We start from the raw sequence: 12,898 nt of genomic DNA, 5'->3' as shown, positions 1-12,898 counted from the left end.
AGAGCGGGAGAGGGGCTTTGAGAAGCCGATAATGGTTACAAAATCATCAGGGCAATGCTGAGTATTGCCCCTAAGCCAATGGCGATCGCAAAGGCAGATTGCATGAATTCATCAAATTTACCGGGTGCGGTTGCTGCCGTAGAGGATGGATCAGGGGATGGCAACCCATAATACGAAGGATGCGGATGATAGTGTAATTCGTCTAAGGTTTGGTCGATTTCAGCAATTCGGTTCTGAAGCGATCGCTTTTCCAGGGTTAATTCGCGTTCGCGTTCGTTTCGGGCTGTGATGATTTCAATATCCGGTTGGGTTGGGTTGTAAACCATATCACCCTCCGTCAGGGTCACTGGACGATAGGTTAGATTGTGGGTCTTGCTGAATTCTGGTATGAATTTGAATGTGAAACCGAAGGTTTCACATTCAAATTCATACCCAAAACCAGCCAGTTTAGCTTGGGTTCGGATGAGATCTAGGAGGGCACCAACAGACGCTTACAGGTGCCTCCACGCCTAGATCTTGCCTTATTTTTAACCTACCCGGATTCTGTGCTAGAAAAATGCGATCGCAATCAAGTGCAAACGAATTTAAAATCTCGCAAAATCATCAGGAAACGCTGACTCAGCCAGGGGTTGAGCGCTGCTTGATTCAGATTTGATGCAGGATAGTTTTGCGTGTCAAACCCAAAAGATTCACAAGCAAAACTATCTCTCAGGAATAGATGATGCGGCGTTGCCGCCATCTAACCTACTGCTTTAATGCCCGATCTAAAACAGTCCGGGCTTCTTCTGCCTGGGCACGAGCTTCACGATAGCGTAAATTGGCTTGTGCAAAGGTTTTCAGCGCTTTAAAGCCTTCTTTGAGAGCGTTGATCTCGTCTTCATCGACCACCTCATCGGTAAACAAAGAATCGATCTGCGCCCGCACTTTCATGGCTTCTGTCCGGGATGCTTGCACTTTCAGTTTCAAGTTGGCTAGGTTGCTCAGGAGCTGAACCGCCTGAGTTACAGCATCTTCTTCGTCAATATTCACGAGCGGTTGCTCCTTTACTTCAATAAATTGATGGGAACCAAATCCCTCTGATAAATCGGTGGGTAATTCACCCGATTCCATGAGTTCAAGTAACTGATCCATCGCTTTTTCACGAGCTTTGGCAGAATCTTTACCGGGGACGGTCAAAATGATTTCGGGGCTTTGAGCAAGAGTATACTGAACCATAAATCTGAAAATACATTTGTACTGCCAATGATTTTAGCGCGGGATCGATCAATGACGCGGAGACAAGAGAACTAGCCAACGCTGACAGCGTAGTAGTTTAGCAGTATTTATCGAGAATAGTGCAGTCTTTCTTACCAACATTTATTCACAATCATTCACAATTGAAGAAGACGCCTGCTGATTTTACACACCCGTTAACTGACAGACTCGTGAAGAAAGCACTTTTAATCGTTCATCAACCCGATTCTGATCCGGGTTTGATGGGTCAAAAACTACGTGAACAGGGCTATGAGTTAGATATTCGTTGCCTCAGTGCCCAGGATGAACTGCCGCCCACCATGGCAAACCATGATGCTGTGGTAATTTTTGGAGGTCCGATGAGTGCCAATGATGGCGATACCTTACCGTTTATTCGCACAGAGTTAGAGTGGATTCCGGTCGTCTTGGAATCAGGCAAACCCTTCCTGGGAGTTTGTTTGGGGGCACAGATGCTGGCGAAAGTTTTGGGGGCGACGGTGTCTCCCCATCCTCAAGGGCTGCGGGAAATTGGCTATTACCCTATCGTCCCCACTGCTGACGGTGAGGCGTATTTTGGTACGCACCCTCTGCATGTTTACCACTGGCACAAGGAAGGGTTTGAGCTGCCCTCGGATGCGGTGTTGCTAGCCGAGGGTGAAACGTTTTCGAATCAAGCCTTTCGCTATGGCAAAGCCGCCTATGGGGTGCAGTTTCATCCCGAAATTACCCACACCTTGATTGATAAATGGACGAGTAAAGCCGCCGAACAACTGGACTTACCGGGGGCACAGTCGTTGGAACGGCACTGGCAAGGTCATGCGCACTATGCCGCACAGGTAGACCAGTGGTTAGAAGCATTTCTCAGCCATTGGCTGACCGCTGGAATGGCTCATGCCGCTGCCAATAAGCCAAAGTATTCTAAACCTTCTAAGATGCCTGCGGCATAGGTAGATTGGGCAAGATAGCGGTTGTTTGATGGGTTGGCATGGTGCCATTGCAGCAATTCAGGACGGGCATTGCCGACGATAATTCCTCGGTTTTCGTCGGCAACAAAGAATGCCAGGTCGTTCCCCGAATCGCCACAGGTCACGGTTCGCTCAGGGCTGATCTGCAACTGTTGGCGCAAAAAGGCAACAGCGCTGCCTTTGTTAGCACGGTAGGGCAAGATGTCGAGGTCTTGACCGCCACTGTAAATCAACGAGGTGGCTAGACTTGCGGCTTGTAATTTGGCGTCCAGATCGGGCAACAGGTCGGTAGCAACCGTTTCCGATAGATAGTAGCTGACTTTAAAGGCACCCTGTTCGCTATCGGGTTGGGGCACAAGGTCGGCAAAGTGTCCGGCGATCGCCCAAATGCGATCGCGATCCCAGTCCTGATTCAAAATTTTTGCCCAGGTCTGATCGAGTTGTCGGTCAGCACCCTGATAAATTTCAGTACCCACCGAGGTGACTAAGATATCGGGGTTGAGTAACGACTTTTCGTCTTGCAATTCTTGATAGAGGGTGAGCGATCGCCCAGTTGCATAGACAATTTTTGTTCCATAGGTTTGCCGATGCTGGTCTAACCGTTGGTTGAGTCGTTTCATTGCGGCATCATCGCCAACCAGTGTGTTATCCAGATCTGTCACGAATAAAAACTGTGCCACCCTATACCTCTGTTTTCAGCTGAGCAACGTCTACAAGTTTAATAGCGTGAAGCCAGATTAATTAAATCCCACCCCGGATTGAAGGTGCAGTCGCCAGGATCACAGCGTTTTCTTGCATCGCCTGAATATCGGCATCTGTCCATACCCTGGTTGAGTGGCAACTATGGGCAACAAGCAACCCCCATAACCCATGCTGAGTCAATATCGGAACCACTAAATTGGCTTGTACTTGCAAACTCCGGAGAAAATCGCGATGGCACGGATGGATGGGTTCTGTTTCAATATCGGCAATGGCTCGATACCGCCCTAAGCGGTACAGTTCAGCATAGTCTGCGTTAAAACAATCGTCTGGCCCCATGGAGCTAAAGATCGAAAAGCGGTCATCACTCAATGCCTCAAACGTGACTTGCCCTTTCCAGGGATAGTAAAAGTAATACAACACCAGGCGATCGACCGCCAGCTGCGATCGCAACGTATTTAGCAACCGTTGAACCAGATGATCTCGCTCAAGGTTGTTGGCAAGCCGTGCCATTACATGGTGTAGCTTACTATCGGTATTGAATGATAATGATGACGAATTGAAATAATTGTTATCTTCCACAGGTTCACACGCGATCGCATCTAACGTAACGAGTCTTCCAACAGAGAATTTGGGACACAGTCCCAAGGATCGTGGATTAAATCAGATCGCCTATTGAATCGTTTGTAGGGGCGAACGGCTGTTCGCCCCTACAACAAATCATCGACGTTATTTAATTACCATTCCTAAGAGAGGGTTACAGTCCATTCAGTCCTTCAGGATTGTGATTGAATAAAACCGACGTTTATGTTGGCAAGCGCGGCGACGCCGCGCTTGCCAACATAAACGTCTGGATTTTATCGAATTTGTGATCCTGACAAAACGGTTACAGCCATGTGCAATGGTGTACTACGAATGCTCTTTAAAATTGAGCAAATTCAAGGGGAGCAATAGGATCTGCGCTCTCTTATGGGAACGAAGCCCACACACCCATCTTAGAACTTATCCGAAAAGTGATCAGAAGGGTCGATGTTTCGCGTAAACGTCCGAGTCTCATCGTCATGGGTGACCCTGCGTTAATTGGGTGTCCTGAGAAGTAGAGCAAGATCGTTCAAGACGGCACCCTGTTTATTTCTCTACGATGAACCCTAGCTGTTGATACCAGGGAAGGTTGTGATGAATGAGTTTGTTCGAGGGTGCAGTCGTGCCGTTGGAATTGTGGCAGGGTTTCTACCGATCGCGATGAGTTTTGGGGCGATCGCCGTTCAGTCGGGGCTAACGAAGCTGGAAACGGTTGGCATGTCGGTATGGATTTTTGCGGGAGCCTCGCAATTTGCCGTGATTGAAGCGATCCGGCAAGGTTTGCCCTGGCTCAGCATTGTTTTAACCGTGTTGATCATCAACTTGCGCCATATTCCCATGAGTTTCTCTGCCCAAACCCTCTATAACCGTTTTGACACCTGGAAACGCTGGATTTTATGCCACGGCATTGTCGATGAAACCTTCGCATTGGAATCGTCTGAAGCTGCACGTCCATTTAGTTATTACCTGGGCTTGCATCTATCGTGCTGGGTAGCGTGGATATTGGGCACCTGGCTGGGGTGTCAGTTTGGCTTGATTGTTTCAGAACGCTGGTTAGCTTTTGCTTTGCCCAGTTTGTTTCTCTGTTTGCTGGTCAATGCCGTTCAACAAGCATGGCAACGAGAAATTGTCTGGGTTTTGGGAATTGGAGTCGCCCTTGTTTTGATCACACAGCCCTGGGGATCAATCGGTATTTTGCTGGCGATTTTAAGTATTACGCTGGTTGCATCCTATCTGCTGAAGCCAAACGAGCCTGAAACGCCAGCCTTTTCTCAACCCAAGCTGTAACACTTTGCACTTGATGGACTTTCAACCTTCTACAATCCACTCACTTGAAATTGCTCGACAGGAGATATAACCCCATGACTATTTGGTGGATGATTCTTTTAGCAGGATTGGGCACCTACGGAATGAGAACGGCTGGGGTATGGATTCCGGCAAAATTCTTTAGTGCTAGCTGGCTTACCCATCTTCCCTTTGCAGTGATCTTCGTGATGGCAGTCGGCAGTGTAGTCAGCTTTATTGACCCTACTTCAGGAAATGGGCTGGAAGCCATTGCAGCGATCGCCGCTAGCCTTGCAGTGATTCTGGCGAGCCTCAGACAAATGCCTTTAATTATGGGCGTAGCGATCGGATGTGTGGTATTTGGGGCGATCGCATCTATCTCTATGGCTTAAACTATAGGGTCTGTTTTAAAGGTTGTTTTTTCGTGCGCGAAGCGCACAAAAAAACAGCCTTTAAACGAGTTTTAAAACGCGCCTTGAGTAATTTATCGGAGGGGGTTTGGGGGCAAGTCCCCAAGTCGCCATCGTCAGCGATCGCAATCTATTTCAACATTCAATCTAAACGACCTTGTGCTTCGATGTCAGAGGTTTGGCGATCGCAATCCTTCAAGGTGCTACGGTTGCAAAACGTTATCTTCGTAAGCACCTTCCATATTCCCAGGAGGGGTGTATTGACATACCACGTAAAAGGCATTGAACTCAGTACCGTCTTCTATTGCCACTCCCTGAGCTGCACCACAACCGACTTGTGTACTGCCCTTCCAAACCACTTGAGTAAAATGACCCGTGTTGCTGGAAAATCCTGGATTTCCATAGTCATAGCTGGCAACTTCGTCATACCAGGCTTGAACCGCATCGTTAGCCAGGGTTGCCGCGTCTACAGACGCCTCTGTGCTGTACGAAACGTAAAGATTCTCTCCAATCCCAGAGATGCCACTATGGTCAAAGGTTGCGGTGCTTGCCAAGTGTTCAGCCCAACGCTGCGCACTATCGTTGAGAGAGTCACTGGTGGTCATATCAGGAGCATAATGGGTAGCCCGATAAGCATTGTGTTGAGAGAGTGCCGTGCTACGAAAAGTAGCCAGATCAATAGTCGCTTGCCCAACGACCTGCCCAGCATTGAATGTACCCAAAACAACGGCACTAGCCAATCCTATAAAACCGACTTTGATAAGGTGCGTCTGATTCATCGAAACCTTCCTTCTCAGATTTTGATATAGGTAAAATTCTCTGTACACAATTATACTAATGCAGTGCTGCATGCTCAGAATCAGAATGGTAATGTATTGAAAAGCAGCACTACGTAAGCTTTTCAATATGTTATCTGTCTTAACATAATTACGGGTTTACACCTGTTTCAACAAAACTCACGCCTATTGGTAATGGTATCCCTGTTTCTATAGCTTTAACCAGCTAAAGACATCACCTATAGTGAGTCTCACATCAGTACCCAAACTGGGAACAGGTAAACTATCTGGTTCGTCTTGTAAAAACTCAGGTTGCTGCCCAGATGGATAGATGAGGAGCGATCGCTCCTCTGGATCAATTAGCCAACCCATCTGACAACCATGCTTGAGGCAATGCAAAATATTTCCAGTTACCTTCGTGGGACTTTGATCGGGGGAAAGGATTTCAATCGTCCAGTCTGGGCAAATGGGGAAGACATTGGCAATATCGCCGTTGTCATCTACTGGAATGCGATTCCAGGCAAATACGGAGATATCAGGAATCAGCGATCGCCCACCAAACGTACAGCGCAATTCTGGGAACGCATAGGCAACTTTCTGCTTTTTGACAATCGTGTTGATTGCGGTCACTAATTCGCCCTGAAGAATACTATGCTTTCCCTGTGGCATTGGTTTTTGAACGATGCGCCCATCAATATATTCGCTGGCTGGCTTTGTCTCTGGCAACTTTAGAAACTGCTCCAGCGTGATTGTTTTTTCTGAAACCTGTACCACTAGAACTATCCCCTTGCTCAACGTCAACTCAGCAAAGTAGAAAGGGCACAACTGACGATCGATCAGTTATGCCCTATTCTAACCCTACTAATCCGATCGCACTGGCAACAATCCGTCTAAAATCTCCAACAACTCCAGATGAGACGAGTGTGCCGGGAGTAGTACCATACCTGGGAAAAACTCTACCGCACATTGAAACACCGATTGAAAGATGCGATCGCATGAAGAATGAGAAAAAGTCAACGCAGTAATTGATTCAGAATGAATCGAATTTCTTTTTTATTACACTGCCGTTTGCTCACGGCATATACGTTACGACCGTTGATCACCTGTGTATTACTTCGAGTAATCAAACCTTGCAAAGCATCTTTCACAGATTCAGTCGGTGGGGATGGAAATTCGGCAAATGTAATCAAATACCAAATCTCATTGAGTTTGTGATACTGATGAGCATCATCCAGAATCACCTTGTCTACTTGGACTTGGCTCCGCTTCTGCTTCCGAGGTAGCTTGTCAGATGCACACAAAATGCCTGTTTCAGGATGCACGTAAAATTGATTTCGCCAATGACTCCCTAAAGGTCTATGAAATTCCCGGTAGGGCTTGCTATAAGGAACACCATCAATCAGTTCAACGTGCCGTTCAACATAGTCCCACACATGACTCAAAACATGCTGCCCTGTCATGGTGCTACTATCTAATTGACGACACAATTTACTATAAACATCATTCCACGGTTGCCCAACATGCGATCGCAAAAACCGACGCAGGGGTCCCAGATGATCCGAGAGATATTTAGACTTGTTTCTAGGTTTGATCAGGTAAGGACTGAGTAATCCATCCTGAGTTGCTTCTTCAGTAAGCTGATCTAATCGTTTCTTAAACCCTTGCAGCTTTCTGAGACTAATTCTCATCCCATGGCGAGGACGTTCAATTACAATTTCGCTCAAACGATGTTCACTCATATGCTTGATGGTCTACATATAGTTGCGCTGAACTTTGTTGGGGTTTGTACTTGCAAACATCATTGAACTCACCTCGCTCCATATAGCGCTGTGCAGGTTGATTGAGTACGCTGATGTGGGACGCGGAGCGCTCCACAATAGTATTTCTGTGCTTAACGAACTTGCACACCGCTATGTTGATTGATTGGGATTAGAAAAAGCAACGCCGTTCCAGGTAATAAGTTTGCTGAAGTTGGCGGAGTGCTTGCATATGTTGAGCGGCAGAAGAATTCCGTTGATTTTCCTGATGAAATGAATCATCTTGAAGTGGCTTAGATGTAGCGGAATGGCGAATTTTTAAGAACTCTAGGAACTTCAAGAAAGAATTAGTGTGAGTAAGGGACTGAGTGTTCATGGGATTGACTCCGCTATGTTTCATCTCATGCTACAAACATAATACATGGCGCTACAAGGCGTCAAGAAGGCACTATAGCAACCGTCGAGACGGTTAAATCAGAATGTGTGAGAACCCGCGCGGAGCGCGGGTTCTCACATAAGCTTTGTCTTAGTCAATCCCTCGACTGCTATACAACTTCTTTGAAAAGGGAGGGGCGATCGCCAAAACAACCTGTCTGTGTTATCTTTTTCCTGCACTTTGTCAGCGACTCTAGGAGGAAACTGGCAACTTACAACCATTTTCAATTGATTAAGCCACAGATTTTTTGTTGTGTGCCGCGCGGAGCGCGGCACACAACAAAAAATCTAGATATATTCAAGCGCGAAGCGCTGTAATACTTCACGCCGTAGAGAGTTGCTATAGTACACATGAATTGATAGGATTTGGTTGTTTAATCACGCTTCGAGCTAAAACAAACGCCAAAATCGCTCTAAATCTTTAACGTGTCCGATCTCAACTCAACTCACGGAGAACTTAGATATGAGCAATAATCCCAGCATTCTCTCTCACATCTCGCTTGGCACCAATAATTTTGAACGGGCGATCGCATTTTATGACGCCGTATTAGTGACCCTGGGTTGCAGGCGATTGATGGAGCATCCCGGTGCGATCGCCTATGGCAAACAGTACCCAGAATTTTGGGTGGGAACTCCCTTCGATGGGCAACCTGCAACAGTTGGCAATGGTACCCATGTGGGCTTTATTGCTCCTACAAAAGAGGCTGTCCACGCCTTCTATGAAGCAGCCTTGGCAGCAGGGGGCAAAGACGAAGGTGCGCCGGGGGGCAGGTCTGAGTATAGTGAGCCGTACTATGGATGCTTTGTTCGTGACCCAGACGGACACAAGGTAGAAGCTGCCTTTTGGGATGAGCAACTTGAGCAGGAACTGAACGCTAACCCGTCTGCGTAAACTAAACACTCAAAATGTGGCAGTGCTGATTTTGGGGATGAATTTGGGCGTGAACCCGAAGGGTTTACGCCCAAACTCATCCCGCTATTGAAGTCTGAAATGCAGGTGGCATTTCCTATGGCACCGTGCGGGTTGATTCAGGACGGTGTCATGGGGCACTCTGCGTCCCATGACACCGCTTCTGTACTAGCAGTATGCATTAGGGTTAGGAGAGGGTACAGGGGTTTCACCCCTGCGTGGGGCGGTGCCTCCACCCCCCTGATGTCCTAACTGGATGGCGTAGAACCATAAAAATGTAGAGAACAATCTTACTCTCAAACGCTTTAGCCGTTTTGTTGAGGCGCGGCTCTGCCGCGCCTCAACAAAATGGGATTTTATTTCCCGTGCCTGATGGCGCATGCGTTATTCACAACAACGCTACTTTAAAACACTGAAACCGCCCAATTATGAGCGGTTTTCAAAGATCGGAGCGGCGGGATTCGAACCCACGACCCCCACTACCCCAAAGTGGTGCGCTACCAAGCTGCGCTACGCCCCGTTTCGCTTGACTAGCATAACATACTTTAGAAGACTTTTAAGGTTTGAACAGCTTGAATCAAGTTAGGAACTACGATCGCATTCCAGGCACCTTCGCCCTGCCGCCCGGTTAGTACGAGCAGCCGCAGGTTATAGCAATGGGGAAATCCTTCTGCTTCTAACCAAATGCGATCGCTTTCCACTTCGCAACTGATGCGTTCTTCGTCCATAAGTTCTGCCTGAAGCTGATGCAGGGTGTCTGCCAATTGCAGCAGCAAACGACAAAAATCGTCGAGTTCTGCCTCGGTCAGTTCGATCGCCCAATCATCACCACCGACTAATCCACAATAGTCGGGTGCGTCTGCATCCCAGCCCAGACGCCAACCGTCACCCCGTTTGATTTGGCGAGCCATTGTTATTGATGCCAACCTGGATTAAATCCAGGCATTGCTCCAGCTACGAAATTTGGTGGGGGTGCCACTTTTCATGCAGCACTCACACATAAACCTGTAATCCTATTTGAGAGGAGCGACGGCTCTGCCGTCCGCTCCTCTCAAATAGGATTAGGTTTTCTAAACAGATGCGAGCGATGCCAGGGGGTTAGGAATGGATTCGGAGGGTGCTTCAAACGTTCCAGTCAGAACAAATTCTAATCGGAGTCTGAGCCAGGTGATGAACTGCGGATTGGTCGAAACAATGGCGACCGCAGGTTGAGGACACTGAGCTTTAACCTCGCTCATTTCAGGAGCGTCTAAAAAGGCAGGCTGTTGGATCACCCAAAAGTCGATTTCCTTTCCTTTTTCTCCATAGTCTCGCGTGCGTTCGCGCAAGACTTCATCCATCGGCTCTTCTTCTAATAAAAAGCGTTGGCTGGCTAAGATGTAGTGATAAGTGGTCATAACTCTCCCCGAATTGCTTGTTTCATTTCTTTGACGGCCCGTTCCATACCGACCAGTACAGCCCGACTGATGATGGTATGTCCAATGTTCAATTCTTCCATACCTGCGAGACAGGCGACAGGATAGACATTCCAATAGGTCAGTCCATGTCCGGCATTAACTCGCAACCCAAGTGCGATCGCCCGTTTACAACCATCTGCTAAGACAGCTAATTCTCTAGCACGATCGTGTTCATCGGTGGCTTCGGCATAGGTGCCCGTGTGCAGTTCGATAAACTTTGCCCTGACGGCTGCCGATGCCGCAATTTGGTCGGGATCAGCATCGATAAACAGACTGACCGGAATCCCGGCACTTTGTAAGGTTTCTACAACATCTGCCATGCGAGCCTGTTGACCGACAATATCTAAGCCACCTTCAGTCGTCACTTCCTCACGGCGTTCGGGCACCAGGGTAATGTAGTCGGGTTGGATGTCGAGGGCGATCGCAACCATTTCATCGGTCGCTGCCATCTCCAGGTTGAGATGGGTGCGGACAGTCTGCCGCAGCAAACGAACATCCCGATCTTGAATATGTCGCCGATCTTCCCGCAAATGCACCGTAATCCCATCGGCTCCGCTCAGTTCAGCTAAAACGGCGGCGGCAATGGGGTCGGGTTCCACGGTTCGTCGGGCTTGCCGGATGGTGGCAATGTGGTCAATATTTACACCCAGCGTAGGCAACTTTAAAACGCTCCTGTGCCTGAAAAACTCGCTTTAGGATTTTAACTGATTCCCCTTCCCGATACCAACGTTAATGCTGTTTGGATTTATAGTCTTAGCTTCGCGCCTGGATAGATTCCGGGTGTTGTGTGAGAGCCGCGCGAAGCGCGGCTCTCACACAACACCGTGTACTTCACGCCCTTGAACTTTGGTTCGGCTTTGCCGCACCACACCAAAACTGGAATTTTATTAAACAGTAGTATCTAAATGCGGATTCCTAATTACTCAGCCGATAACCGACCACGACGTTTGCGAGCTTCCATTGCCTTTTCTAGTACGGTTAATAAGCCAGGGGCTTCTTCCTGGAGTTTGAGCAATAACCGTTCGCCTTCTTCCAGATCGCCGGGATCTTCGCCGGTTTCCATGACGGCTTTCAGGCGGGGCATTGCCATTTCATCGACAATCTGAATTAGGCTGTGCAGACAGCGGTTGAATTGACGTTCGGTGAGGATCGAGTCTTCTAGGGGGAATTCAATAATGGCTCTGATTTCGCCATCGGTGGGGTCGTACTCCCATTGCAACATTTTGGTTTCCCACGAAATGCTGAGCATGGTTTGTAAGATGGCTGACTTATGGGGATGATCTTTTACCCCAGAAAGGACTCGGGGTGCAAAGAGTTCAAAAAATTCACCCTCTTCATCGAGCTGAACGACAATCAAAAAATTGTCGATGTGTTCAGCATAGACTCCAGTTAGAATGCGAGACTCTTCCTCGTCGATTTTATATTTCCAACCGGCGTTGTCTAAGTATTGTGCGATTTGTTCTAACGTCGCGCCCATGCGATTTTCTCTTCCCTGCCATTCTCACCGTTTCTCATATTAATCGCTTGTCTGCTTTCCTGGTGAAATCAGAAATTAATCGTGAACTGTTTTGGGCACCTCAGAATTTGTTACGGGGGATTGATTAACAGCGGCGATGACTTGTTTTAATAATGTTTCTACGTCGGTAGAGTTATCGAGTATGACATTGGCTTGGGCAAGTTTTTTTTCGATCGCCATTTGACTATTAATTCGAGCATAAATTTGTTCCAGGCTAAGATAATCGCCGTTCTCTCCCTGGCGTTGCCGAAGACGCTCAATTTGTTGGCTGACGGGACAATAAATCACCCAAATTTCGGTCACCAGATCGGTCATGCGGGCTTCGAATAACAGGGGTGCAACCAGAACAAGGGTGGCATTGCCTGAGGTGCGGAATGTGGCTAGTTCTGCTTCAAAGCGATCGCGCACATAGGGATGAATTTGTTGTTCTAACCAGAGTCGTTCGGCGGAATTATTGAAAACGATTTCTCCAATGCGCACCCGATCGAGGTATCCATTGGGCAAAAGGATGCACGATCCATAGCGCTCGACAATTTGCTGGAGAACTTGAGAACCCGGTTGCACAGCTTCACGGGCATAAATATCGGCATCCAAGACCGGCAATTGAAAAGCCGTAGCTAAATAGTTAGAAACGGTGGTTTTGCCCATGCCCACACCACCCGTTAAACCAATAATACGTTGCGAAGTTGTATCCAATTGAGAATTGCGATCGCTCATCAGAAGAACACACGATTCCGGCAGACAACAGTCCAAATCTGGGGGTTAAACGTTGATAGGTTCAACGTTGTGAAGTAGCGCACACCTGTTCAACCTGCGATTGAGCTATTCAACCCGTTTCCATGGTTGGACGGGCGACCTTGCCCACGGCAAATAG

Annotated in this window: 18 protein-coding genes and 1 tRNA gene; 4 read left to right on the top strand and 15 right to left on the bottom strand. The window is 47.9% G+C overall.

What is annotated here, in order from left to right; translation table 11 throughout:
• Nucleotides 1–35: 35 nt before the first annotated feature.
• The gene (locus ACR6Z4_RS02450; RefSeq protein ID WP_479715620.1) at nucleotides 36–326 is read right to left on the bottom strand and encodes a hypothetical protein; all 291 of its coding nucleotides are present in this window, start codon (nucleotides 324–326) and stop codon (nucleotides 36–38) included.
• Between the two features lie 418 nt (nucleotides 327–744).
• Nucleotides 745–1,215, bottom strand: a complete 471-nt coding sequence (locus ACR6Z4_RS02445) for a hypothetical protein (protein WP_479715619.1) — start codon at nucleotides 1,213–1,215, stop codon at nucleotides 745–747.
• 209 nt (nucleotides 1,216–1,424) lie between these two features.
• Between ACR6Z4_RS02445 and ACR6Z4_RS02440 the strand changes: the two genes are divergently transcribed.
• A complete protein-coding gene (locus ACR6Z4_RS02440) occupies nucleotides 1,425–2,180 on the top strand; it encodes a glutamine amidotransferase-related protein (protein WP_479715618.1) in 756 nt (251 codons plus the stop codon).
• Here ACR6Z4_RS02440 and ACR6Z4_RS02435 read toward each other — a convergent pair.
• Together ACR6Z4_RS02435 and ACR6Z4_RS02430 are read right to left on the bottom strand one after the other, a co-directional pair.
• Complete coding sequence (locus tag ACR6Z4_RS02435) at nucleotides 2,123–2,878, bottom strand: sucrose-phosphate phosphatase (protein WP_479715617.1); 756 nt, start codon at nucleotides 2,876–2,878, stop codon at nucleotides 2,123–2,125. The two genes, ACR6Z4_RS02440 and ACR6Z4_RS02435, sit on opposite strands and share 58 nt — an antisense overlap.
• A gap of 61 nt (nucleotides 2,879–2,939) precedes the next feature.
• The gene (locus ACR6Z4_RS02430; protein WP_479715724.1) at nucleotides 2,940–3,410 is read right to left on the bottom strand and encodes a GAF domain-containing protein; all 471 of its coding nucleotides are present in this window, start codon (nucleotides 3,408–3,410) and stop codon (nucleotides 2,940–2,942) included.
• 663 nt (nucleotides 3,411–4,073) lie between these two features.
• Between ACR6Z4_RS02430 and ACR6Z4_RS02425 the strand changes: the two genes are divergently transcribed.
• Together ACR6Z4_RS02425 and ACR6Z4_RS02420 are read left to right on the top strand one after the other, a co-directional pair.
• Nucleotides 4,074–4,766, top strand: a complete 693-nt coding sequence (locus ACR6Z4_RS02425) for an AzlC family ABC transporter permease (RefSeq protein WP_479715616.1) — start codon at nucleotides 4,074–4,076, stop codon at nucleotides 4,764–4,766.
• A gap of 74 nt (nucleotides 4,767–4,840) precedes the next feature.
• Nucleotides 4,841–5,155, top strand: a complete 315-nt coding sequence (locus ACR6Z4_RS02420; protein ID WP_479715615.1) for an AzlD domain-containing protein — start codon at nucleotides 4,841–4,843, stop codon at nucleotides 5,153–5,155.
• 221 nt (nucleotides 5,156–5,376) lie between these two features.
• On the opposite strand, the gene ACR6Z4_RS02415 is transcribed toward ACR6Z4_RS02420, so the two are convergent.
• The 5 genes from ACR6Z4_RS02415 to ACR6Z4_RS02395 all read right to left on the bottom strand — a co-directional run bounded on the left by ACR6Z4_RS02415 (nucleotide 5,377) and on the right by ACR6Z4_RS02395 (nucleotide 8,082).
• Complete coding sequence (locus tag ACR6Z4_RS02415) at nucleotides 5,377–5,952, bottom strand: CAP family protein (RefSeq protein ID WP_479715614.1); 576 nt, start codon at nucleotides 5,950–5,952, stop codon at nucleotides 5,377–5,379.
• Between the two features lie 207 nt (nucleotides 5,953–6,159).
• On the bottom strand, nucleotides 6,160–6,723 hold the full coding sequence (locus ACR6Z4_RS02410; RefSeq protein WP_479715613.1) for a Uma2 family endonuclease: 564 nt from the start codon (nucleotides 6,721–6,723) through the stop codon (nucleotides 6,160–6,162).
• Nucleotides 6,724–6,810: 87 nt separating this feature from the next.
• A complete protein-coding gene (locus tag ACR6Z4_RS02405; protein WP_479715612.1) occupies nucleotides 6,811–6,966 on the bottom strand; it encodes a hypothetical protein in 156 nt (51 codons plus the stop codon).
• Nucleotides 6,963–7,688: a hypothetical protein gene (locus ACR6Z4_RS02400; RefSeq protein WP_479715611.1), complete on the bottom strand. Its 726-nt coding sequence runs from the start codon at nucleotides 7,686–7,688 to the stop codon at nucleotides 6,963–6,965. Before ACR6Z4_RS02400 ends, ACR6Z4_RS02405 begins: the two co-directional genes overlap by 4 nt.
• A 190-nt stretch (nucleotides 7,689–7,878) precedes the next feature.
• Nucleotides 7,879–8,082, bottom strand: a complete 204-nt coding sequence (locus ACR6Z4_RS02395) for a hypothetical protein (RefSeq protein WP_479715610.1) — start codon at nucleotides 8,080–8,082, stop codon at nucleotides 7,879–7,881.
• Nucleotides 8,083–8,604: 522 nt separating this feature from the next.
• Between ACR6Z4_RS02395 and ACR6Z4_RS02390 the strand changes: the two genes are divergently transcribed.
• Nucleotides 8,605–9,033 (top strand): VOC family protein, encoded by a 429-nt coding sequence (locus ACR6Z4_RS02390; protein WP_479715609.1) that lies wholly within the window; start codon nucleotides 8,605–8,607, stop codon nucleotides 9,031–9,033.
• Between the two features lie 464 nt (nucleotides 9,034–9,497).
• Here ACR6Z4_RS02390 and ACR6Z4_RS02385 read toward each other — a convergent pair.
• The 6 genes from ACR6Z4_RS02385 to coaE all read right to left on the bottom strand — a co-directional run bounded on the left by ACR6Z4_RS02385 (nucleotide 9,498) and on the right by coaE (nucleotide 12,741).
• Nucleotides 9,498–9,571 (bottom strand) — tRNA-Pro (locus tag ACR6Z4_RS02385).
• 25 nt (nucleotides 9,572–9,596) lie between these two features.
• Complete coding sequence (locus ACR6Z4_RS02380) at nucleotides 9,597–9,962, bottom strand: DUF1818 family protein (RefSeq protein ID WP_479715608.1); 366 nt, start codon at nucleotides 9,960–9,962, stop codon at nucleotides 9,597–9,599.
• 159 nt (nucleotides 9,963–10,121) lie between these two features.
• The gene (locus ACR6Z4_RS02375) at nucleotides 10,122–10,448 is read right to left on the bottom strand and encodes an MgPME-cyclase complex family protein (RefSeq protein ID WP_479715607.1); all 327 of its coding nucleotides are present in this window, start codon (nucleotides 10,446–10,448) and stop codon (nucleotides 10,122–10,124) included.
• Nucleotides 10,445–11,167 carry a pyridoxine 5'-phosphate synthase gene (locus ACR6Z4_RS02370; protein WP_479715606.1) on the bottom strand — a complete coding sequence of 241 codons (723 nt, stop codon included), beginning with the start codon at nucleotides 11,165–11,167 and terminating at the stop codon, nucleotides 10,445–10,447. Before ACR6Z4_RS02370 ends, ACR6Z4_RS02375 begins: the two co-directional genes overlap by 4 nt.
• Nucleotides 11,168–11,427: 260 nt before the next feature.
• The gene (locus tag ACR6Z4_RS02365; RefSeq protein ID WP_479715605.1) at nucleotides 11,428–11,985 is read right to left on the bottom strand and encodes a type III secretion system chaperone family protein; all 558 of its coding nucleotides are present in this window, start codon (nucleotides 11,983–11,985) and stop codon (nucleotides 11,428–11,430) included.
• Nucleotides 11,986–12,060: 75 nt separating this feature from the next.
• Entirely contained in the window at nucleotides 12,061–12,741 is a 681-nt protein-coding gene (gene coaE, locus ACR6Z4_RS02360) for a dephospho-CoA kinase (RefSeq protein WP_479715604.1), read from the bottom strand.
• Between the last annotated feature and the right edge of the window lie 157 nt (nucleotides 12,742–12,898).

It is taken from the genome of Calyptranema fuscum S582 (genome assembly GCF_055793305.1).
Note: the sequence above shows the minus strand (reverse complement) of the source record. Positions and strands in the feature narration are given on the sequence as shown.